The 22,155-nt window shown below is 70.4% G+C and carries 20 protein-coding genes; 9 read left to right on the forward strand and 11 right to left on the reverse strand.

Annotated features, from left to right (window positions below):
- The 3 genes from PV363_RS03380 to PV363_RS03390 all read left to right on the forward strand — a co-directional run.
- A partial coding sequence (locus PV363_RS03380; RefSeq protein WP_301021681.1) for a CbiX/SirB N-terminal domain-containing protein occupies positions 1 to 330 on the forward strand: 330 nt, incomplete at its 5' end.
- 60 nt (positions 331 to 390) lie between these two features.
- Positions 391 to 1,155 (forward strand): SDR family oxidoreductase, encoded by a 765-nt coding sequence (locus tag PV363_RS03385; RefSeq protein ID WP_301021682.1) that lies wholly within the window; start codon positions 391 to 393, stop codon positions 1,153 to 1,155.
- 47 nt (positions 1,156 to 1,202) lie between these two features.
- Positions 1,203 to 1,760, forward strand: coding sequence for a hypothetical protein (locus PV363_RS03390; RefSeq protein ID WP_220344510.1), 558 nt, complete (start codon positions 1,203 to 1,205; stop codon positions 1,758 to 1,760).
- A 52-nt stretch (positions 1,761 to 1,812) separates the two neighbouring features.
- Here the strand turns inward: PV363_RS03390 and galE are convergent, their stop codons facing one another.
- Both galE and PV363_RS03400 read right to left on the reverse strand, forming a co-directional pair.
- Positions 1,813 to 2,793 (reverse strand): UDP-glucose 4-epimerase GalE, encoded by a 981-nt coding sequence (gene galE, locus PV363_RS03395; protein ID WP_301021683.1) that lies wholly within the window; start codon positions 2,791 to 2,793, stop codon positions 1,813 to 1,815.
- Positions 2,794 to 2,803: 10 nt separating this feature from the next.
- Positions 2,804 to 3,934: a PQQ-dependent sugar dehydrogenase gene (locus PV363_RS03400; RefSeq protein WP_301021684.1), complete on the reverse strand. Its 1,131-nt coding sequence runs from the start codon at positions 3,932 to 3,934 to the stop codon at positions 2,804 to 2,806.
- Between the two features lie 148 nt (positions 3,935 to 4,082).
- Between PV363_RS03400 and PV363_RS03405 the strand changes: the two genes are divergently transcribed.
- The 3 genes from PV363_RS03405 (at position 4,083) to leuS (ending at position 8,741) form a co-directional block, all read left to right on the forward strand.
- The gene (locus PV363_RS03405; protein WP_220344185.1) at positions 4,083 to 5,798 is read left to right on the forward strand and encodes a sodium:solute symporter family protein; all 1,716 of its coding nucleotides are present in this window, start codon (positions 4,083 to 4,085) and stop codon (positions 5,796 to 5,798) included.
- A gap of 12 nt (positions 5,799 to 5,810) precedes the next feature.
- Positions 5,811 to 6,095: a hypothetical protein gene (locus PV363_RS03410; protein ID WP_220344186.1), complete on the forward strand. Its 285-nt coding sequence runs from the start codon at positions 5,811 to 5,813 to the stop codon at positions 6,093 to 6,095.
- 168 nt (positions 6,096 to 6,263) lie between these two features.
- On the forward strand, positions 6,264 to 8,741 hold the full coding sequence (leuS, locus tag PV363_RS03415) for a leucine--tRNA ligase (RefSeq protein WP_220346561.1): 2,478 nt from the start codon (positions 6,264 to 6,266) through the stop codon (positions 8,739 to 8,741).
- Here the strand turns inward: leuS and PV363_RS03420 are convergent, their stop codons facing one another.
- On the reverse strand, positions 8,742 to 9,155 hold the full coding sequence (locus PV363_RS03420; protein ID WP_220344188.1) for a hypothetical protein: 414 nt from the start codon (positions 9,153 to 9,155) through the stop codon (positions 8,742 to 8,744).
- A gap of 106 nt (positions 9,156 to 9,261) precedes the next feature.
- Here PV363_RS03420 and PV363_RS03425 point away from each other — a divergent pair, with 106 nt between their 5' ends.
- The gene (locus PV363_RS03425) at positions 9,262 to 9,921 is read left to right on the forward strand and encodes a MerR family transcriptional regulator (RefSeq protein ID WP_301021685.1); all 660 of its coding nucleotides are present in this window, start codon (positions 9,262 to 9,264) and stop codon (positions 9,919 to 9,921) included.
- Here the strand turns inward: PV363_RS03425 and araA are convergent.
- The 8 genes from araA to PV363_RS03465 form a co-directional block, all read right to left on the reverse strand.
- Positions 9,897 to 11,393, reverse strand: a complete 1,497-nt coding sequence (araA, locus tag PV363_RS03430; RefSeq protein WP_220346562.1) for an L-arabinose isomerase — start codon at positions 11,391 to 11,393, stop codon at positions 9,897 to 9,899. The two genes, PV363_RS03425 and araA, sit on opposite strands and share 25 nt — an antisense overlap.
- Positions 11,390 to 12,088 carry an L-ribulose-5-phosphate 4-epimerase gene (locus PV363_RS03435; protein WP_220344191.1) on the reverse strand — a complete coding sequence of 233 codons (699 nt, stop codon included), beginning with the start codon at positions 12,086 to 12,088 and terminating at the stop codon, positions 11,390 to 11,392. The genes araA and PV363_RS03435 overlap by 4 nt, the downstream gene beginning before the upstream one ends.
- On the reverse strand, positions 12,085 to 13,764 hold the full coding sequence (gene araB, locus PV363_RS03440) for a ribulokinase (RefSeq protein WP_301021686.1): 1,680 nt from the start codon (positions 13,762 to 13,764) through the stop codon (positions 12,085 to 12,087). Before araB ends, PV363_RS03435 begins: the two co-directional genes overlap by 4 nt.
- The gene (locus PV363_RS03445; RefSeq protein ID WP_301021687.1) at positions 13,761 to 14,789 is read right to left on the reverse strand and encodes a LacI family DNA-binding transcriptional regulator; all 1,029 of its coding nucleotides are present in this window, start codon (positions 14,787 to 14,789) and stop codon (positions 13,761 to 13,763) included. Before PV363_RS03445 ends, araB begins: the two co-directional genes overlap by 4 nt.
- Entirely contained in the window at positions 14,786 to 15,802 is a 1,017-nt protein-coding gene (yjfF, locus tag PV363_RS03450; protein WP_220365866.1) for a galactofuranose ABC transporter, permease protein YjfF, read from the reverse strand. The genes PV363_RS03445 and yjfF overlap by 4 nt, the downstream gene beginning before the upstream one ends.
- A complete protein-coding gene (locus tag PV363_RS03455; protein WP_301021688.1) occupies positions 15,799 to 16,827 on the reverse strand; it encodes an ABC transporter permease in 1,029 nt (342 codons plus the stop codon). Before PV363_RS03455 ends, yjfF begins: the two co-directional genes overlap by 4 nt.
- Complete coding sequence (locus PV363_RS03460; protein ID WP_301021689.1) at positions 16,820 to 18,400, reverse strand: sugar ABC transporter ATP-binding protein; 1,581 nt, start codon at positions 18,398 to 18,400, stop codon at positions 16,820 to 16,822. Before PV363_RS03460 ends, PV363_RS03455 begins: the two co-directional genes overlap by 8 nt.
- Before the next feature lie 79 nt (positions 18,401 to 18,479).
- Entirely contained in the window at positions 18,480 to 19,454 is a 975-nt protein-coding gene (locus PV363_RS03465) for an ABC transporter substrate-binding protein (protein ID WP_301021690.1), read from the reverse strand.
- A 521-nt stretch (positions 19,455 to 19,975) separates the two neighbouring features.
- Here PV363_RS03465 and PV363_RS03470 point away from each other — a divergent pair.
- Together PV363_RS03470 and PV363_RS03475 are read left to right on the forward strand one after the other, a co-directional pair.
- Positions 19,976 to 20,833, forward strand: a complete 858-nt coding sequence (locus PV363_RS03470) for a DegV family protein (protein WP_220344195.1) — start codon at positions 19,976 to 19,978, stop codon at positions 20,831 to 20,833.
- A gap of 89 nt (positions 20,834 to 20,922) precedes the next feature.
- Entirely contained in the window at positions 20,923 to 21,990 is a 1,068-nt protein-coding gene (locus PV363_RS03475) for a ComEA family DNA-binding protein (protein ID WP_301021691.1), read from the forward strand.
- Positions 21,991 to 22,155: the final 165 nt, after the last annotated feature.

Below are 22,155 nucleotides of genomic sequence, written 5' to 3' on the forward strand. Positions count from 1 at the left end.
TCGAACCCGCTCGCCAACGCACACGTCGCCCGCGTCGCCCGCGCCTGGGGCGCCCGCCACAAGCTGCCGGTGATCGCGGCCTTCGCCTCAGCGGCACCGCCGGCAGCGGGCGAGGCGGTGCGGGACCTGCGCCGTGACGGCAAGCGTCACATCGCCGTCGGGTCGCTGTTCCTCGCCCCGGGCTTCCTGCCCGACCGGGCCACCGAGCTCGCCCTCGAGGCCGGGGCGGTGGCGGTCTCCGACCCGCTCGGCGCAGCACCCGAGCTCGCCGAGGTGGTCCTCGCCCGCTACGCCGTCGGCGCAGTCGATCTGGTCCCGATCCCGGCCTGACGCGATCGGCCGCGCCACGCCTGCGCTCGGTCTGCCGCTCAGGCGCGGCAGACTGAGCGCATGACGACCTCGGGCGACTCTCCAGCCACTCCCCTGCGTCTCGGCTCCGCCGTCGTGCACGGCGCCACGGGATACGTCGGGCGGCACCTCGTCCGCGCCTTGCTGCTCGAGGGCGTGACGGTGCTCGCGGTCGGCCGATCCGACGCCGGGCTCGACGCGGTGCGTGAATGGCTGGGTGAGGCCGGCGCCCTGATACGTCCGGTCGTCGCTGACGTGTCCACCGACGAGGGCTCCCACTACGTCGCCGATCAGCTGCGCCGGCGCGGTGAGATCGACGCTGCCTTCGCCGCGATCGGGGGGTGGTGGGAGGGCCCCGACCTGGTGGATCTCGACACCGCCACCTGGGACGGTCTGCTCCGGAGCCACCTGACCGCCCACTTCCTCGCGGCGCGGTCGACGGTGCCGTCCCTGGCACCCCAGGGATCGGCGTACGTGGCCCTCAACGGCATCGCGACCCTGAAGCCGGAGGCCGGATCGGGACCCGTGAGCGTCACCGGGGCGGCACAGAGCATGCTCCTCGAAGTCCTGCGGGCCGAGGAGGACCGACCACGGGTCCGCTTCCACGAGCTCTGCGTGGTGAACCCGGTCGTCGACGACGGTCAAGCCCCGGACGCGCGAGAGGCCGTCGTCGAGATCACCGACGTCACCGCCGCCGCCCTCCGGCTCGCCCGCGCCGGCGATCCCACCGTCGTACGCACCGAGCTCGGGCAGTGGCAACCGGCACCCGCCGCGACACCCCACAGCGGTGACTCGGCGGTAGGCTGACCCCGTACCGACCGCAGTCGGCGGACTCGTCACGAAAGGCCTCACCGATGACCGAGCCCACCCAGGACGCCCGCACGCCGTACGACGTGGCGGTCCTGTTCGAGCAGGAGCTCTCCGAGCTCGACGCGCGTCAGCTCACGTCGCTGCACGAGGGTCTCGACGACCCGGTCGTCTATCACCTGCTGCTCCCGGTCGAGGACGCTGCCGCGACGATGGCGACCTCTCTCGGCGTGCTCGGTGGAGCCGATCTCGCTATGCCCGACTCGCAGACGGTCGGAGACGTCGACAATGCGATCGTCGAAGCCGGGCAGGAGTCGTTGCAGCGCTCGATCGACCTGATCGTCGCTGCGGGCAAGGCCGACACGACCGCACGCGGCGCCCTGACCCACGACGACCCGGTCAGCGCGCTCGCCGACCTCGTCACGCGGGTGGGGGCCGAGGAGGCGATCATCTTGACGACGTCGCACGTGTTCTCGGAGTTCTTCCACGTCGACTGGGCCTCGCGCGCCGAGCGCAAGCTCCACGTGCCGACGCTCCGTCTCATCGAGCACGAGAGCTTCGACGCGCAGTCGGCCGGTGCAGGCGAGGGCGCTTCCCTCATCTGACGCTCGCGGGTCACCCCCTGGCGCTCGCGGGTCACCCTCTGGCGCTCGCGGGTCAGTCCGGCACGTCCTGGCCGAGAACGTGCACCCACGACCCCCAGGCGCTCCGGACCATCTCCTCGAGAGAGTGACGCATCCGCCACTCGAGGTCCCGAGCGGCGAGGTCGCCCGAGGCGACGATGCGCGCAGGGTCGCCGGGGCGTCGTGGACCGGTCTCGGGGACGAAGTCGACACCGGTGACGTGCGCGATGGTGTCCATGATCTGGCGCACCGAGACGCCCTCGCCGCTCCCGAGGTTGTACACGTCCTCGAGCAAGGCCTCCTCCGCGAGGGAGCGCGCGGCGACGACGTGGCTGTGGGCGAGGTCCGACACGTGGACGTAGTCGCGCACGCAGGTGCCGTCCGGCGTCGGGTAGTCGACGCCGTTGATGACCGGGACGCCGCCGTCGGTCAACGTCTTGAAGACCTTCGGGAAGAGGTTGTGTGGGCTGGAGTCGTAGAGGTCGTCGTAGCCGGAGCCGACCACGTTGAAGTAGCGCAGCGAGGTCTGCCGCAGCCCGGTGGCTCGGGCCTGCGCCCGCAGCACCCACTCGTCGACGAGCTTGCTCTCGCCGTACGGCGACTCCGGAGCCGTCGGCGTCGACTCGGTGACGAGGTCGGTGTCGGGAGTCCCGTAGACCGCGGCCGAGGACGAGAAGACGACCGAGTTCACGCCGACCTCGGCCAGCGCCTGCAGCAGGTGGACGGTGCCGGTGACGTTCTGCTCGTAGGTGTGGATCGGCCGCTGGACCGACACGCCCGCGTACTTGAACGCAGCGAGGTGCACCACCCCGACGACCCCGTGCTCGCGCAGGACCGTACGGACGAGCTCGGTGTCGGTGACGTTGCCCTCGACGAACGGGACGTCGGCGGGGACGAACTCGCGGTGGCCCGACTCGAGCGAGTCGAGCACGACGACGCCGATCCCGGCGTCGGTGAACGCGCGGACGACGTGGGAACCGATGTAGCCGGCGCCGCCGGTCACGAGCCAGGTCATGCGATCGACCCTAACCGACCACGACGCGCAGGATCCGGTCGTCGTCGGCTCCCGGCTCCCCGCGACCGTCGGTGTTGCTGGTCGTCACCCACAGGCTTCCGTCGGGTGCCGGCACGGCGTTGCGCACGCGCCCGAGGCCGGCGTCGCCGAGGCGGCGGCGCGGTCGGCCGGCGTCGGCCCCGGACAGCGGCACCGCCCACACGCACTGACCGCGCAGCGCAGCCACGTACGCCGTCCCGTACGCGACGCCGACACCCGCAGGCGACGCGTCGTCGGTGCTCCACCACGCCTTCGGCCCGACGAGACCGCGTTCGTCCGTGGGCCCCTCCGTCTGGGGCCACCCGTAGTTGCCGCCACGCTCGACGAGGTTGAGCTCGTCGGTGGTCTGGTCGCCGAACTCGGCCGCCCACAGCCTGCCCTGTGCATCGAACGCGAGCCCTTCGACGTTGCGGTGGCCGTAGGACCAGACGCGGTTGCCGAAGGGGTTGTCCTCGGCGGCACGGCCGTCGAGGGTCATCCGCAGCACCTTGCCCGAGGGTGAGTCGACGTCCTGGGCTCGGTCGCGTTCGCCGGCGTCACCGGTGCTGGCGTAGAGCATCCGGTCGGGTCCGATCACGAGGCGGCCGCCGTTGTGGTTGAACGCTCGCGGTATCCCGTCGAGCAGCACCTGCGGGCGTCCGAGGCGGCGTCCGTCGTACGACATCCGCACGATCCGGTTGTCGTCTGGGGACGTGAGGTACACGATCACGGCGTCGCCGCCGGGGACGAGGACGATCCCCAGGAGCCCGCCCTCGCCGCTGTCGGTGTCGACGTCGGGCACCTCACCGATCGTCGTCGCGTTGCCGCCCCCGACCTTGACCACCCGCGCGGTGTCTCGTTCGGTCACGAGGGCCTGGCCAGCATCGAGGAACGCGAGCCCCCACGGCACCGTCAGTCCGTCGGCGACCACACCGTCGATCCGGAGACGGGTCGGGTCGTCGGGGCCGCGGGGAGCGGGCGTCGTCGGGGGCACCGACGACGGGTCGGTGGTGGGAACGGTCGTCGGAGCCGGGTCGGTGGAGCCGTCTCCGCGGCAGCCGGTGGCCAGGCCGGCTCCGGCGACGGCGAGCGCAACGAGAAGCTCGCGGCGAGTCAGCGTCATGGGGAGAGTGTGGCCCACCGGTGGTGACGGGACCGGTGACACGACCTCCGACGACGTCTTCTTCTGCCCTGCCGATGCCGCGCTTCGGGAGTAACGTGCCGTTCGGGACAGACCTCTGACCCGACACCACCGACGACCGGGAGGGCGGATGGACGGCACCGTGGTCTGGGCGGCAGACGAGAGGCTTCGTCTGGACACCGGCTTCTCCGACTACCTGATCATCCTGATCTACTTCGCCTTCGTCCTCGGCATCGGCCTCCTCGCCAAGCGCCAGGTCTCCAGCAGCATCGACTTCTTCCTGTCGGGGCGCTCGCTGCCCGCGTGGGTGACCGGTCTGGCCTTCATCTCAGCCAACCTCGGCGCGGTCGAGATCATGGGCATGTCGGCCAACGGTGCGCAGTACGGTCTGCCGACGATGCACTACTTCTGGATCGGCGCGGTGCCGGCGATGCTGTTCCTCGGCGTCGTGATGATGCCGTTCTACTACGGCTCCAAGGTCCGCAGCGTGCCGGAGTTCATGCGGATGCGGTTCGGGACGGGCGCGCACCTGGTCAACGCGCTGAGCTTCGCCGTGGCCCAGCTGCTGATCGCCGGCGTCAACCTCTATCTGCTCGCGCGCATCGTCAACGTCATCCTCGGCTGGCCGTTGTGGGTGTCGCTGATCGCCGCAGCGATCGTGGTCCTGACCTACACCACCCTCGGTGGCCTGTCGGCGGCGATCTACAACGAGGTCCTCCAGTTCTTCGTCATCGTCGCGGCGCTGCTGCCGCTCACGCTCGTGGCTCTGCACAAGGTCGGCGGGGTCAGCGGGCTCACCGACAAGATCTCGGCCACCCCGGGCGGCAGCGAACAGCTCTCGTCCTGGCCCGGCACCAACCTCACGGGCATCGACGACCCGTTCTGGTCCGTCGTGGGGATCGTGTTCGGACTCGGCTTCGTGCTGTCGTTCGGCTACTGGACGACGAACTTCGTCGAGGTGCAGCGGGCGATGGCGTCGAAGTCGATGTCGGCCGCGCGCAGCGCCCCGATCATCGGCACCTTCCCCAAGATGTTCGTCCCGTTCATCGTCGTCGTCCCCGGCATGATCTGCGCCGTGCTGATCCCGGAGATGATCGACCTCAAGGCCGGCGACGACAGCTCCGGGGTCGCGTACAACGACGCGATCCTCCTCCTGATCCGCGACCTGCTGCCCAACGGCATGCTCGGACTCGCGATCGCAGGCCTCCTCGCGTCGTTCATGGCCGGCATGGCAGCCAACATCTCGGCGTTCAACACGGTCTTCAGCGTGGACCTCTGGCAGCAGTACGTCCGCAAGGACAAGCCGGACGGCTACTACACGAGCGTCGGCCGCTGGGCCACGGTCGGTGCGACCGTGGTGGCGATCTTCACCGCGCTGATCGCGTCGAGCTACTCGAACCTGATGGACTACCTCCAGACCTTGTTCGGGTTCTTCAACGCCCCGTTGTTCGCGACGTTCATCCTCGGCATGTTCTGGAAGCGGATGACCGCCACCGCCGGTTGGGTCGGCCTCGTGTCCGGCACGGCAGCAGCGGTCGTCGTCGCCTTCCTCAGCGAGGACGCCTTCGGCAGCGCCAGTGTGGGCGTCATCCCGCTCGGGGGCCAGGGTGCGAGCTTCGTCGCGGCGAGCGCAGCGTTCGTGGTCGACATCGTGGTCAGCTACGTCGTGAGCCTGATGACCCAGCCGAAGCCGGCCGCCTCGCTGCGTGGCTTCGTCTACTCGCTGACGCCCAAGGACCAGCTGCGCGACCCGCTCGCGCACCTGCTCCCGTGGTACCAGCGCCCGACCGTGCTCGCCGCGATCTCGTTGGTCATGGTGATCGCCTTGAACATCATCTTCTGGTGAGAAGGAGCAACGATGGCTGAGGGCAAGAGCCGCTTCAAGATCGCGTCGGCGTTCGACATCCGGACGATCATCGGTGCCCTGATGGGCATCTATGGCGTGATCCTGACCTTCCTCGGCATCTTCAACGCCTCCGACGCCGAGCTGAGCAAGGCCGACGGCTTCAACGTCAACCTCGTCAACGGGCTGATCCTGCTCGGCGTCTCGGCCGTGTTCATCATCTGGGCGATCCTGCGGCCGCTGGTCGTCGAGGACGTGCCGCCCGAGGCGCTGGAGGACCGCGACCAGCGCGCCGAGTAGCGCGCTAGCATGGGAGCCGTGTACGACCTGCACCTTGTCGAGCCACGCTGATCCCGACCCCGTCAGCGTGGCAGCCCCTCTGCCCAGAGGGGCTGTTCTGTGTACGGGCACGGTTCGGTGTCGCAGATCACCCGGTCGTACGAGGACGTCATTGCGGAGGAGACCCAGGTGAGCACCCAGCAGGGCGAGGCGGCGTCGTACGACGTCCGCGCGGTCCAGGACAAGTGGCGCGCGGTGTGGGACGAGCTGCGGCCGTACGACGCCGACGGCACCGACCCCGGTCGCGAGCGGCGCTACGCGCTCACGATGTTCCCCTACCCGTCCGGCGACCTCCACATGGGCCACGGCGAGGTCTTCGCGCTGCACGACATGCTGGCGCGCTACTGGCGGCTCAAGGGCTACGACGTGCTCAACCCGATCGGCTGGGACTCCTTCGGGCTGCCCGCCGAGAACGCTGCCATCAAGCGCAACGAGAACCCAGCGACGTTCACGTACGACAACATCGAGACGCAGGCCGAGTCGATCCGGCGCTACGGCGTGAGCTTCGACTGGACGCGTCGCCTGCACACCTCCGACCCCGAGTACTACCGCTGGACCCAGTGGCTGTTCCTGCGGCTGTTCGAGCGGGGCCTGGCCTACCGCAAGGCGTCCTACGTCAACTGGTGTCCCAACGACCAGACCGTGCTCGCCAACGAGCAGGTCGTCCAAGGGTTCTGCGAGCGCTGCGGCGCCGTGGTCACCAAGCGCGAGCTGACCCAGTGGTACTTCAAGATCACCGACTACGCCCAGCGGCTGCTCGACGACATGCAGCAGCTGGAGGGCCGGTGGCCCGAGCGCGTGCTGACCATGCAGCGCAACTGGATCGGACGCTCAGAGGGTGCTTGGGTGTCGTTCGTGGTCGAGGGGCGCGAGGAGCCCGTGCGGGTCTTCACCACCCGGCCCGACACGCTGTACGGCGCGACGTTCATGGTCGTCGCCCCCGACGCCACGCTGGCCGGTGAGCTGGTGTCCGACGATCAGCGGCCCGCCTTCGAGGCGTACCTCGAGCGCACCAAGCAGGCCACGGAGATCGAGCGCCAGTCCACCGACCGTCCGAAGACCGGGGTGTTCCTGGGCGTCCACGCGACCAACCCGCTGACGGGCGAGCCCATGCAGGTGTGGGCCGCCGACTACGTCCTGGCCGACTACGGGTCCGGCGCCGTGATGGCCGTGCCGGCCCACGACCAGCGCGACCTCGACTTCGCCCGGACGTACGACCTGCCGGTCCGCCGCGTCGTCGACGTGCCGGGGGAGGGTGACCCGGCCGAGACCGGCGTCGCGACCACCGGTGACGGGGCGTACGTCGGCTCGCCGGTGCTGGAGGGCGTCACCGACAAGGCCGAGGGCATCGAGGTGACGATCGAGACGCTGACCGAGAAGGGGTTGGGCGAGGGCACGGTCAACTTCAGGCTGCGCGACTGGCTGCTCAGCCGTCAGCGCTACTGGGGCTGCCCGATCCCGATCGTGCACTGCCCCGACTGCGGTGAGGTCGCGGTGCCCGACGAGCAGCTGCCCGTCGAGCTGCCCTACCTGACCGGCGCCGACCTCGCGCCGAAGGGCACCTCCCCGCTGGCCGCCGCGACGGACTGGGTCAACACCACCTGCCCCCGCTGTGGTGGCGCCGCGCAGCGTGACACCGACACGATGGACACGTTCGTCGACTCCTCGTGGTACTTCCTGCGCTACTGCTCGCCCGACCGGACCGACGCGCCGTTCGCCCCCGAGGACGTCAACCGGTGGATGCCGGTCGACATGTACGTCGGTGGGGTCGAGCACGCGATCCTGCACCTGCTCTACAGCCGCTTCTTCACCAAGGTGCTCCACGACATGGGCCTGGTGGACTTCGTCGAGCCGTTCACATCGCTGATGAACCAGGGCCAGGTCATCAACGAGGGCAAGGCGATGAGCAAGTCGCTCGGCAACGGCGTCGACCTCGGTCAGCAGATCGAGCAGTTCGGCGTCGACGCGGTGCGCCTGACGCTGCTGTTCGCCGGGCCACCCGAGGACGACATCGACTGGGCCGACGTGTCACCGACAGGCTCGTCGAAGTTCCTGCAGCGGGCGTGGCGCGTTGCGCACGAGGTGGCGAGCGATCCGGGTGCCGACGTCACCGCCGGTGACGTCGCGCTGCGTCGGGTCACGCACAAGACGGTGGCCGACGCCGAGCAGCTCTACGAGTCCAAGCGCTTCAACGTGGTGATCGCGCGTGTGATGGAGCTCGTGAACGCCACGCGCAAGACGATCGACTCCGGTGCGGGTGCGGCCGATCCCGCGGTCCGCGAGGCGGCAGAGGTCACGGCGATCCTGCTCAGCACGGCAGCGCCCTACGTCGCCGAGGAGATGTGGGCGGAGCTCGGCCACGCTCCCTCGGTCTCGCAGCAGCCGTGGCCGACGGTCGACCCGGCCCTGCTGGTCGACGACACCGTCACGTGCGTGGTCCAGGTCAAGGGGAAGGTGCGCGGCAAGCTCGAGGTCGCGCCCTCGATCTCCGACGACGAGCTCGAGGCGCTCGCACTGGCCGAGCCCAACGTCGCACGGCACCTCGAGGGCGCCGTGATCCGCAAGGTGATCATCCGCGCTCCGAAGCTCGTCAACATCGTCGTCTGATCACGCGGTCGCGCCGGTCACCACGAGGCTGATCCCCGTGGTGGCCAGGCCGAGCGTCAGGATCGCGGCGCCCGTCCAGATCAGGGCGACCAGTCGGCTGGGGCGCTGCGGGTCGTGCCCCAGGACCGACAGGAAGAAGCCGGCGGGCATCACGATCGCCGCGACGAGGACGCCGAGCGGGCCGAGCCACGCCCACGGGTCGGCGACGTCGGCGGCGCTGGTGAGCAGGAGGGTCACGAGCCCGAGGATCACGAGCACGCCCGCGTGGGCGTGGCCCGCCCGGAAGAACGACGTCTGCAGGGCGTTGGCCGGCTTGCGACCGCCCACGACGCGCAGGAGGAACACCCCGCCCGACTCGATGGTGATCACCGTGAGCACGACGATGCCCGCGGTGAGCGTGGATGCGGCGTTCATACGGTCTCCTGACGTGGGAACCCTCCGTTTTTGGAGAGTGCGACTATCCAATATTAGATAGTGATACTCTCCAGTACGTCAAGGGACTTCTCGAAGGGGACACGTGGTGAGGATCTCCGAGCTCGCCCGCGCATCCGGCGTCGCCGTCGCGACGATCAAGTACTACCTGCGCGAGGGCCTGCTCCCGCCCGGTCGATCGACGAGCGCGACGCAGGCGACGTACGACGAGGGCCACCTCCAGAGGCTCCGCCTGATCCGCTCGCTCGTCGAGGTCGGCGGGCTTCCGCTGGCCAAGGTCCGCGCCGTGCTGGCGGTCATCGACGACCCAGGTCCCGACCCGTACGCGGCGGTGGGTGACGCGCTCGCGGCCCTGCCGCCTTACGTCCGCGACGAACCACCGTACGCCCGCGCCACGGCGGCGCTCGAAGCCATCGGCCTCGCCCACGATCCCGGATCAGCGGCGGTGGCCCAGCTCGAAGCGGCGCTCGCCGGTCTCGAGGCGGCGGGACGGCCGCTCGACGCCGAGGCGGTCGGCCGGTACGCCGAGGAGGTCGCGGCGATCGCTCGGCGCGAGGTCGCGTCGGTCGAGCCCGACGGCAGCGGCGTCCACGACGATCCGGTGGCCACCGTGGTCCAGGACGTCGTGCTCGGGACGGTGCTCGTCGAGCCCGTCATCCTCGCGCTGCGACGCATCGTCCACGCGGCGCTGTTCCGCGAACGCCACGCCGCTGGTGACGACGGTCAGAACCCTGCGGCGAGCCGGTAGTAGGCCTGGTTCCAACGCAGCTCGTGGCGCAGCCCGCGCGTCGTGGTCGAGGCGTCGATGTGGACGATCTCGGTGCGCAGCATCTCGGCCAGGTCGTCGAACTCCTCGAACCCGACCGCGGTCGTGAGGACCGTGTGGTGCGGCCCGCCCGTCATCAGCCAGGCCTCGGCCGCCGCCGTCAGCGACGGGTGGGCCTCCCACACCGCGCAGGCGACGGGGAGCCGGGGGAGCGGCTCGTCGGGCTCCACCAGCGTGACGTCGTTGGCGCTCAGGCGGAACCGGTCGCCCTGGTCGGAGAGACCGACGACGATGCCCTCGCCGGGATCGGCCACGAAGCGGAGGCGCACCGGATCCTCCCGCCCTCCCATCGACAACGGATGCACCTCGACGGTCGGGCGCTCCGTGGTGAGGCTCGGGCAGACCTCCAGCATGTGGGCGCCGAGGGACTTCATCCGGCCCGGCGCCAGGCTGTACGTGTAGTCCTCCATGAACGAGGTGCCGCCCGGCCGGCCGGCCGCCATCGCCTTGGTCGCCCGGACCAGCGCCGCTGTTTTCCAGTCGCCCTCGCCGCCGAAGCCGTAGCCGTCGGCCATCAGCCGCTGGACGGCGATGCCCGGGAGCTGCCGCAAACCTCCGAGATCCTCGAAGTTGGTGGTGAACGCACCGAATCCGCCCTCGATGAGGAAGGCCCGTAGGCCGGCCTCGAGCCGAGCGGCATACCGCAGTGCGGCGCGCTGCTCACCGTCGGCGCGCAGAGCGGGGGCGACGGCGTAGAGGTCGTCGTACTCGGCGACGAGCTTGGTGACCTCCTCGTCGCCGACCTGGTCGACGACGGCGACCAGGTCGTTCACGCCGTAGGTGTTGACCGAGACTCCGAGGCGCAGCTCGGCCTCCACCTTGTCGCCCTCGGTGACAGCGACGTCACGCATGTTGTCGCCGAAGCGCGCCAGCCGCAGGGAGCGGAGGTCGGCGAACGCCGCCGCCGCGCGCGCCCAGGTCGCGACCCGGGCGCCGACGGCGGGATCGGTGACGTGGCCGGCGACGGTCTTGCGGGGGATGCCGAGCCTGGTCTGCACGAACCCGAACTCGCGGTCGCCGTGCGCCGCTTGGTTGAGGTTCATGAAGTCCATGTCGATCGTCGCCCACGGGATCTCGACGTGGTGCTGCGTGTGCAGGTGGAGGAGCGGCTTCGCGAGCGCGTCGAGGCCGGAGATCCACATCTTCGCCGGCGAGAAGGTGTGCATCCACGCCACGAGGCCGGCGCAGGCGTCGTCGGCGTTGGCCTCGAGCACGAGGCGGCGGATGGCGTCGGACGAGGTCAGGACGGGCTTCCACACCACCGGGAGCGCCAGGTCGTCGGTGCGGTCGAGCGCGTCGGCGATGTCGCGCGACTGGGCGGCGACCTGGCGGAGGGTGTCCTCGCCGTACAGGGTCTGGCTGCCGGTCAGGAACCACAGGACGCGATCGGTCATCGGTGTTCTCTCTCTCCGGCCCCCTGGCCGTAGGCGTTCTGGTAGCGCTCGTAGAGGCGATCGACGTCCGCAGGGGCGATCTGCACCGGCTCCCCGATCTGGCGGCTGATGTGGACGGTCCGAGCGACGTCCTCGCACATCACGGCGGTCTTCACCGCCTCCAACGCATCCGCGCCGACCGCGAAGACGCCGTGGTTGCGCATCAGGACCGCGCGCGACCGGCTCCGTGCCAGCGTGACGACGATGCCGCGACCGATCGAGTCGTCGCCGATCAGCGCGAACGGACCGATCGGGATCTCCCCGCCGAACTCGTCGGCGATCATCGTCAGCGTGCACGGGATCGGCTCGCCGCGCGCCGCCCACGCCGTCGCGTAGGTCGAGTGGGTGTGCACGACGCCGTTGACGTCCGGTCGGTGGCGATAGACGTAGGCGTGCGCGGCCGTGTCGCTGGACGGAGCCAGGTCACCGTCGAGCAGCCGGCCGTGCAGGTCCGTGACGACGATCGACTCCGGGGTCAGCGCGTCGTACGCGACCCCGCTGGGCTTGATCACCAACGCGTCCTCGCCGGGGACCCGCGCCGAGACGTTGCCAGCCGTCCACACGACGAGGCCGTAGCGCGTCAGCTCGGCGTGCAGGTCGCACACCTCGCGGCGCAGCCTCTCGATGGTCCGGCGGACCTCATCGGCGACCGTCATCGGGCACCTCCGCGTGATCGTGAGGCGTCGTCTCGCAGGGTGCGCAGCCGGTGCATCACGTCGTTGCCACCCCGACCGAAGTAGTCGTGCAGCGTGACGTACTCGGCATAGAGCCGGTCGTACGCACGCGCACGCTCCTCGTCGGGGACGTAGACCGCCTTGCGCACCGACCCCATCGCCTTCGCGGCAGCGCGTATGTCCGCGTACGCGCCGGCCGCGACGGCGGCATGGAGTGCGGCGCCCAAGGCGGGGCCTTGTGCCGACCCGACCACGGACAGCGGGAGCCCGGTCACGTCGGAGTAGATCTGCATCAGCATCGCGTTGCGGACCAGACCACCCGCGACCACCAGCTCCTCGACGGGCACCCCGCTGCGCCCGAACGCGTCGATGATCGTGCGCGTCCCGAACGCGGTCGCCTCGACGAGCGCGCGGTAGACGTCCTCGGGGCGCGTCGCGAGGGTCTGGCCGAGCACGACGGCGGAGAGGTCGTGGTCGACGAGGACCGAGCGGTTGCCGCTGTGCCAGTCGAGCGCGACGAGACCGTGCTCACCGACGGCCTGCTCCGCCGCGAGCGCGCTGAGGTGCTCGTGGACGGTGACCCCGGCCGCGGCCGCAGCCTCGTGCACGTACGGCGGCACCCCGTGGTCGACGAACCAGGCGAAGATGTCACCGACGCCGCTCTGGCCCGCCTCGTAGCCCCAGCGTCCCGGCACGATGCCGCCGTCGACCACGCCGCACATCCCCGGGACCTCGCGGAGGACCGACGAGCTCATCACGTGGCACGTCGAGGTCCCCATGATCGCGACCATCTGACCGTCGTCGATCGCCTGTGCCGCCGGCGCGCTCACGTGCGCGTCGACGGTGCCCACGGCGACGGGGATGCCCTCCGGCAGGCCGGTCCACGCCGACGCGGCGGCCGTCAACGTGCCCGCCGCCTCTCCGAGCTCGGCGACCGGCTGATCGACGTGGTCGTCGACGAACCCACCGAACGCGGGATGGAGGGCCGTGAGGAAGTCTGTGTCCGGATAGCGCCCGTCCTGATAGATCGCCTTGTAGCCGGTGGCGCCCGCGTTGCGCACGTACGTCGCGCAGAGCTGCCAGACGATCCAGTCCGACGCCTCCACCCACCGGTCCATCGCGGCGTAGACCTCCGGATCCTCCTCGAGCACCTGGAGCCCTTTGGCGAACTCCCACTCGGACGAGATCAGTCCTCCGTACCGGGACAGCCACGGCTCGTCGCGCTCGGCGGCCAACGCGTTGATGCGGTCGGCCTGCGGCTGCGCCGCATGGTGCTTCCAGAGCTTGACGTACGCGTGCGGGCGGTCCTCGAACCCTTCCACCTCGCACAGCGGGGTGCCGTCGGCGGTGGTCGGCACCATCGTGCACGCGGTGAAGTCGGTGCCGATCGCGATCACGTCGGCGGGGTCGATGCCGGCCTGCCGGATCGCTTCGGGCACGGCCGTCCGAAGGACGTCGATGTAGTCGGACGGCACCTGGAGCGCCCAGGCGGGCGGCAGCCGCCGCTCCGGTCGTCCCGGCAGCGCGTCGGTGACGACCCCGTGGGCGTAGACGGACTCCGCGCTCGCCACCTCTCGGCCGTCGTCGACCGCGACGACGAGCGCGCGACCTGACAGCGTCCCGAAGTCGACCCCCACCACGTACTCTGCCCTGCTCACGAGGACACCTCCGGCCGGTACGGGCGCGCGGTGCTCGCGCGCAGGATCACGTCGGGGGAGACGAGGCGCTCGAGCGGGGGCTCGACCCCCTTGATGCCGGCGTCGAGGAACGCGATCGCCCGACGGCCGACCTCGGCGAAGTCCTGCCGGACCGTCGTGAGGGGTGGCTGCAGGTACTCCGCCTCTGGAGTGTCGTCGAAGCCGACCACGCTGACGTGCTGCGGTGCCGGGCGTCCGCCCTCCTGATAGGCGCGAAGCAGGCCGATCGCCATCTGGTCGTTGGCGACGAAGACGGCCGTCGTCTCCTGGGCGGCGACGAGCGTCCTGCCTGCGGCATAGCCGCTGCGGGCCGACCAGTCGCCGAGCAGCAGCGTGCCCGGGTCGAGCCGCGCGTCGGCGAGGGCTTCCCGCCATCCGGTCTCACGTCCGTCGGCCTCCGTCCAGCTGCGGGGACCCCGTACGTGGGCGATCCGCGTGTGACCGAGCTCGACCAGGTGCGACGTGGCTGCGTACGCCCCCGCACGCTGGTCGACCCCGACGACGTTCGGCGCCTTCGAGAGGTCGCCCTCGACCACGACGAACGGCACTCCGAAGTCCTGGCGGCTCACCAGCTCGAGGGCCTCGACCTGCCCGGCGATCATGACGATCCCCTCGACCGCTTGGCGCAGCAGGTGGTCGATCGCGTCGGTGAGCGTGGACTCGGTGACCGACGCGAGGCTCACGGACCCGGCGAACCATCCCGCACCGCGGGCGGCGTCCTCGACCGTGCGGTGGATGCTGTTGGGCCCGTACAGGCCGCTGCCGGTGCTGATGATGCCGATCGTCGAGGACCGTCGAGTGACCAGTGCCCGCGCGGCGGTGTTGGGTCGGTAGCCCAGCTGGCGGATCACCGACTCGACGCGCTCACGGGTGGACGGGCGGATGTTGGGGGAGCCGTTGATGACGCGGGAGACGGTCTGGTGGGAGACCCCCGCAGCCCGGGCCACGTCCGCCATCACCGGTGGGCTCTGACGATCGGTGCTCACGAGATCTCCCGGCGGTTGAAGAAGCGTTGCAGGACGACGAAGACGAGCAGCAGCGCGCCGATCGAGATCCGCGTCCACCACGAGCTCAGTGTCCCGTCGAAGGAGATGAACGTCTGGATGGTGCCGAGCACCAGCACCCCGAGGAGCGAGCCGATCACCAGCCCGTACCCACCGGTCAGCAGCGTGCCACCGATCACGACCGCGGCGATGGCATCGAGCTCCATGCCGACCGCGTGCAGGCTGTAGCCGGAGAGCATGTAGAGGGAGAAGAGCAGGCCGCCGAGCGAGGAGCAGAAGCCGCTGATCGCGTACACGCCCACCTTCACGCGTGCGACGGACAGACCCATCAGCACCGCAGAGGCCTCGCTCCCGCCGACGGCGTACACGCTGCGCCCGAAGCGGGTCAGGTGCAGCACCCACGCCGCGGCGAGCACCACGGCGAGCGCGATCAACACCGTCGGGGTCACGTAGAGCTCCCCGGGAAGCGTGATCGACGCAGCGGAGATCGACTGGAACGTCTCGTCCCTGATCGGGATCGACTTCACGCTGATGAGGTAGCAGAGCCCGCGGGCCAGGAACATCCCCGCCAGCGTCGCGATGAACGGCTGCACCTCGAAGTAGTGGATGACCAGGCCCATCGCCAGCCCGAGCGCGGTCCCGGTGAGCAGGACCGCCAGGATCGCCAGCGCCGGCGGCCAGCCGGCGCGTAACGTCGCCGCCGCGATCATCGTCGACAGGGCGACGACCGAGCCGACCGACAGGTCGATGCCGCCGGTCAGGATGACGAACGTCATGCCGACCGCGAGCACGATGAGGAACGCGTTGTCCACGAAGAGGTTGAGGACGACCTGAGGCGAGGCGAAGCCCTCGTAGCGGACCGCGCCGACTCCGAACATCCCGACGAGCAGGGCGAACGTCGCCAGGACGGGGAGCAGCTGGGACGGAGGGGAGTAGCCCTTCACCCGGTCGGCGAGGGAGCGCGTGGCGATCTCCGGCCTGGTCACGGTGCTCATGCTCGACCTGCTCTCACGAGGGCGGATCGGTCGCGTCGACGACGCCAGACCGCAGCCCGTGCCTTGGGCGACTGGAGGAGGCAGACCGCGATGACGACGACGGCCTTGAAGAGGTAGTTGGTCTCCGCCGGGATGCCGATGGTCGGGATGGTGGTCGAGAGCGTCTGGATGAACAAGGCGCCCACCAACGTCCCCGCCAGCGAGAACCTCCCGCCGGCCAGCGACGTACCCCCGATGACGACGGCGAGGATCGCGTCGAGCTCGATCCACAGACCGGCGTTGTTCGCGTCGGCCGCGCTGGTGTTGGCCGCGATCATCAGTCCGGCCAGGCCGGCGCAGAACGCAGAGAAGACGTAGACGGTCCACAGGATCGTCCGTGAGCGCACGCCGGCGAGCCGACTCGCCTCGGGATTGACCCCGACGGACTCGACCAGCATCCCGAGCGCGGTACGGCGGGTGACCAGCGCGGTGACCGCGAACACCGCCATGGCGATGAGGACCGCGATCGGGAGCGTCAGGAGGTAGCCGGCGCCGAGTCCTCGGAAGAAGGAGTTGTTCACCGTGGTGATCTGGCCTCCGGTGACCAGCATCGCGAGGCCGCGCCCGGCGGTCATGAGCACGAGCGTCGCGATGATGGGTTGGATCCCGAGCACCGACACGAGGAAGCCGTTCCAGAGGCCGAGGAGGACACACACGGCGAGGGCGAGCGTGACCGCGGTGATCGCGGTCCCGGTCGACGCGGGGGCGGGGGACCCGGCGAGATGGACGCACGCGACCGCGCCCGCGATGGCCGCGATGGCCCCGACCGACAGGTCGATGCCGCGGGTCGCGATGACCAGGGTCATGCCCAGGGCGACCAGGAGCACGGGCGCGCCGTTGCGGGCGATGTCGACGAGGCTCCCGTAGAGGTGGCCGTCCTGCATCCGGATCTGGAGGAACGACGGCGTGGCGGCCACGTTGACGGCGAGCAGGAGGACCAGTGCGAGTACGGGCCAGAAGAGGCGGTGCCGGGCGAGGTCACGCACGGGCGGACTCCTCCTCACGCGCGATGATCGCCATGAGGTCGTCGGTGGTCACCCCGGTGTTCGGGATCTCATCGACCTTGTGACGGTCGCGCATCACCACCAGCCGGTCGCTCAGCCGCAGCACCTCCTCGAGCTCGGCCGAGATGAAGACGATGCCCATCCCTTCGTACGCGAGATCGTCGACGACCTGCTGGATCTGTGCCTTGGCGCCCACGTCGATGCCGCGGGTGGGCTCGTCGAGCAGAAGCACGTCGGGCTGCATGATCAGCCACCGCGCGAGCAGCACCTTCTGCTGGTTGCCACCGCTGAGGTTGCGCATCAGCGCGTCCGGGTTCGCCGGGCGGATGTCGAGCATCTCGAGGTGCTTGATCACGAGCTGGTCGCGGGTACGTGGTGGCACCGGACGGAGCCAGCCGCGAGCGGCCTGCAGACCGAGCATCATGTTCTCGGCGACCGTGAGGTCGCCGATCACCCCCTCGGAACGGCGGTTCTCGCTGGAGAAGCCGATCTTGTGGTCCACGGCCCGACGCGGTGACCGAAGCGCGACCCGGCGCCCGCGAACCTCGACGCTTCCGCTGTCCGAGGCGTCGGCACCGAACAGGAGCCGCGCCAGCTCGGTGTGGCCCGAGCCCAGCAGGCCCGCGATACCGATCACCTCACCGTCGTAGACGTCGAGGTCGGTCGGGGCGAGCGACCCCTTGCGCCCCAGACCCCTCGCGCGCAGGACGGGCGTACGGCGTTCGTCCGGCTGGCGGGAGGGCTCACGGTGCAGCCGCTCGAGGACCTCGAGCTCGCGCCCGAGCATCTCCTCGACGAGCTCCAGGCGCGTGACGTCACGCGTGAGGTGCTCACCGACGATGCGACCGTTGCGGAGCACGGTCATCCGGTCGGAGATCGCGAAGACCTGCTCGAGGAAGTGGGAGACGAAGAGGATCGCGACACCTTGGGAGCGCAGGGACCGGACGACCTCGAACAGCTTGGCGACCTCCTCGCTGTCGAGGCTTGCCGTCGGCTCGTCGAGCACGAGGACGCGGGCCTCGATGTCCACCGCACGACCGATCGCGACCAGTTGCTGCACGGCGATCGGATGGTCACCGAGGCGGGAACGGGGCGAGATGTCGAGCCCGAGCCGGCCGAGCACCTCGCTCGCGCGACGGTTCATCCGCCGGTGGTCGATGCGCCCCAGCCGACGAGGCTCCCGACCGAGGAGCATGTTCTCGGCCACGCTCAGGTTGGTGCAGAGGTTGACCTCTTGGTAGACCGTGCTCACCCCTGCGTCCTGCGCAGCCGCGGGCCCGGTGAAGGCATGCTCGGCTCCACCGACCCAGATCGTGCCCGAGTCGGTCGCGTACACGCCGGTGAGGGCCTTGATCAACGTCGACTTCCCCGCGCCGTTCTCGCCCAACAGTGCGTGCACCTCTCCCGGGAACAGCCGGAAGTCGACGTCGTCGAGCGCCGTCACCCCGGGGAACCTGATCGTGATCCCGGTCATCTGGACCACCGGGTCGACCGGCGTCCGTCCCCGGGGCGACGTCCCCGAGGAGGGGTACGCGTCGGCGGACATGTGGGTCATCTCGAGTCCTCGCCTCGTGTCGGGACGGGTGTGGCGGCCGGGCAGCCGGTCGGCGGTGGCGCCGACCGGCTGTCAGCGCTCAGTACTGACGGTCGGGCAGCGCAGCCTTGGCCTGCTCCTGGTCGAACGTCGTCTCCTCGGTGACCACGCGCTCGGGCACCTCCTCGCCGGCGACGACCTTCTGGGCGAGGTCCATCAGCTGCGGGCCGAGCAACGGGTTGCACTCGACGATGAAGTTGATCTTGCCCTGGGACAGCGCCGTCATCCCGTCCTTGACGGCGTCGACGGTGATGATCTTGATGTCGGTCCCGGGCTTCTTGCCGGCCGCCTCGATGGCCTCGATGGCGCCGAGCCCCATGTCGTCGTTGTGGGCATAGACCACGTCGATGTCCGGCTGCGACTTCAGGAACGACTCCATGACCTTCTTGCCCCCGTCGCGGGTGAAGTCACCGGTCTGCGACGCAGTGACCTCGATCCTCGGGTCCGCGCCGATCTTCTCCTTGAATCCGTCGGCTCGATCGATCGCGGGTGCCGCGCCGGTCGTCCCCTCGAGCTGGACCACGTTGATCGAGCCGTTGGTGTCGGTGTCTGCTGCGTCGGCGTTCTCGACGAGCCAGTCGCCGGCCTTCTCGCCTTCGAGGACGAAGTCGGAGCCCAGGAAGGTCTCGTACAGTGACGTGTCGTCGGAGTCGACCGAGCGGTCGGTGAGGATCACCGGGATCTTGGCCCGCTTGGCTTCCTGGAGGACGGTGTCCCACCCCGTCTCAACCACCGGGCTGAAGGCGATCACGTCGACCTTCTGCTGGATGTAGGACCGGATGGCCTTGATCTGGTTCTCCTGCTTCTGCTGGGCGTCGGAGAACTTGAGGGTCACGCCCTCTTGCTTCGCGGTGTCCTTGATGGACTTCGTGTTGGCTGTGCGCCACCCGCTCTCGGCGCCGACCTGGGCGAAGCCCATGGTGATGCTGTCGTCGTCCGACGCGTCGCTGCTGTCGCCGCCCCCGCACGCGGCGAGGCTGCCGACGAGCACGGCGCCGACGGCGGCTGCGCTCACTCTCCTGATCATGAGGTTCCTCCGTCTACGGGGCCGGCACCGGCTCTGGTGCGGGCCAGGGGCGCAGGCGGACAACTGCTCCCCAGTCGCTCTCAATGTGACGGACGCCACACTGATAAGAAGAGATTGTTAACGCTCACATTCGCTGCCGTCAAGAGGCGTGGCAGTTCGCCGTCGCCCGACGGGCGCGCGGCGGTCCCGGCTGCAGTCCGTACGGGAAGGGTGCGAGCTGGCTCGATCACGGCATCAGCGCAGGTCATGGCCGTCAGCGTCGTCCGCCTCTCGCCTCGGCACACGCCGTCACACGCGCTGCCGCGCAAGGTGGCCGTCCTGGCGGCGGTGCCGGCCTGCGCGGGCGGGCCGTGTCAGGACGACCTCGCGCGTGTTAACGATCACATCGTCACGCGCCGCGCTGGTGGCCCTTCCTCGGGTCCACGTCCTGTCGCTTCGATGACGCCGCTCAGGGAAGCCCAGCACCGGACCGGGGGTGCTTCAGAGAGAGTCCGACTACCCTCACCCCCATGACCCTCGCCATCGTCACCGACTCGACGGCATCGCTGTCGGTCGACATCGCGTCGGCGCGTGACGTCACGGTCGTGCCGCTCGAGGTCGTCGTGGACGGCCGCTCGTACACCGAGGGTCTCGACGTCACGTCGGCCGACCTCGCGCGGGCGCTTCGTGCGGGGCGCGCCGTCGGCACCTCGCGGCCCGCGCCGGAGCGCTTCTCCCGCGTCTACGCCGGCCTGGCCGAACGGGGTGCGGAAGCGATCGTCTCCGTGCACCTCAGCTCCCGAGTCTCCGCGACGCTGGAGTCGGCGCAGCTGGCCGCGCAGGACTGCACCGTGCCGGTCACCTGCGTCGACAGCCTCCAGGTCGGGATGGCCACCGGGTACGCCGTGCTGACTGCCGCGGACGCGCGCGACGCGGGGAAGTCCGCCGACGACGTCGCCAAGGCTGCCCGCGACCGGTCGGAACGCGCGACGACGTACTTCTACGTCGCGACGCTCGACTATCTGCGCCGAGGCGGTCGCATCGGGACGGCATCCGCGCTGCTCGGCTCCGCCCTGTCGGTGAAGCCCATCCTCGGGGTGAAGGACGGACGGGTGCGGCCGATCGAGAAGGTCCGGACCTCGACGCGCGCCATCGCCCGTCTCGAGGAGCTCACGGCACAGGCCGTCGCGAGCCACGGTGACGAGGTGGACGTCGCGGTGCAGCACCTCGATGCGGACGCGCAGGCGCGGGCGCTGGCTGAGCGTCTCGGGGAGTCGTTGGGGCGCGAGTCGATCGACGTCATGGAGGTCGGGGCGGTCATCGGCGCCCACGTCGGTCCGGGTCTGCTGGCCGTCACGGTCTCCGCGCGCATGCCTTCGCTGGGGTGAACGCCCCCAGGCTGGAGTCCTCGCTGCTTGTCCACAGGTAAGCGCCCGGAGACGACGCGGCGACGGTTCGCCGCTCTAGCGTCTGTCGTGTGGAGCGACGGGGAGCAGACAGAGCGAGCGAGGCGGCGAGGCGGCGCCTCGAGCTGCTGGCGCGCGAGCTCGACCATCGCGGGGGCGCGTGGGACGCCCCTTCCACCGCCGCGACCGCCGGCGATCCGCTCGGTGACCGGTTCGGTGACCAGCTCGATGACCAGTTCGACGAGGTGGGTGCGGACGCGGCAGGCGACGGTCTGGACGAGCTCTGGCCGACCGGGATGCTTCCGGCGACCCGGATCCCGGGTCCGGCGACCGGGTCGTCGCGCAGATCGCGCGGACCGTCCAGTGACTCGACCGAGCTCGACGAGACGGGGTGGGGGCGTCACCGCTCGGGCACGGTGCGAGCGACCGGGCAGTCACCGGTCGAGGGCAGTCGACCACCCCTTCCTCGCCTGAGCGTGCTCGGCGACGGGGTGACGCCTCGTCACGTCGGGGTCGCGATCGTGGTCGTGCTCCTTGCGGCCGGGGCGGTGATCTGGTGGGTGCTGCGCGCGCAGCCGCAGGCGGTCGTCGCCGAGCCGGTCGCGCCAGGGGCGTCCGGGAGCCCTTCGGACGTCGCGGTGCCCCAGGCGGACGGACAGCCGGGTGCCGGCGCCGCAGTGCCCGGCGCGACCGCGCCGGCGCAGGTCGTCGTCGACGTCACCGGGCGCGTCCGGCGGCCCGGCATCGTGACGCTGCCGTCCGGCTCGCGCGTCGCCGACGCGATCACGGCGGCAGGCGGCTCGCGGCGCGGCGCCGACCTGTCGTCGGTCAACCTGGCGCGCGTGCTCGTCGACGGCGAGCAGGTCGTGGTCGGGCTCCCGGCCGTCACCGGCCTTCCCGCGCCGGCTCCTCAGACGGCGCCAGGCGGAGGTCCGTCAGGCCCTGGCGGGGTCGTCAACCTCAACACCGCGACGCTCGAGCAGCTCGACACGCTGCCGCAGGTCGGCCCGGTGACCGCGCAGGCGATCCTCGACTGGCGGACGGAGCACGGACGGTTCACCGCGGTCGAGGAGCTCCTCGAGGTCCGGGGGATCGGTGACGCCACCTTGGCGCGGTTGCGCGACCTCGTCACCGTCTGAGCACGGTGTCGACTCGTACGCCCCATCCCGGGACGGGCGACCCTCACCGGTCGCCGCGTGCGCCTGCACCTCGGCCCCGTGCCGCTGTCGCGGTCGACCGTGACGACGAGGTCGACCTGCGGATGCTCGGGCCCGCTCTGGGTGCGTGGTCCGGTGCGGTGGTGG

The sequence above is a fragment of the Mumia sp. genome (assembly GCF_028803055.1).
In the GTDB taxonomy this organism is placed as follows: Bacteria; Actinomycetota; Actinomycetes; order Propionibacteriales; family Nocardioidaceae; genus Mumia.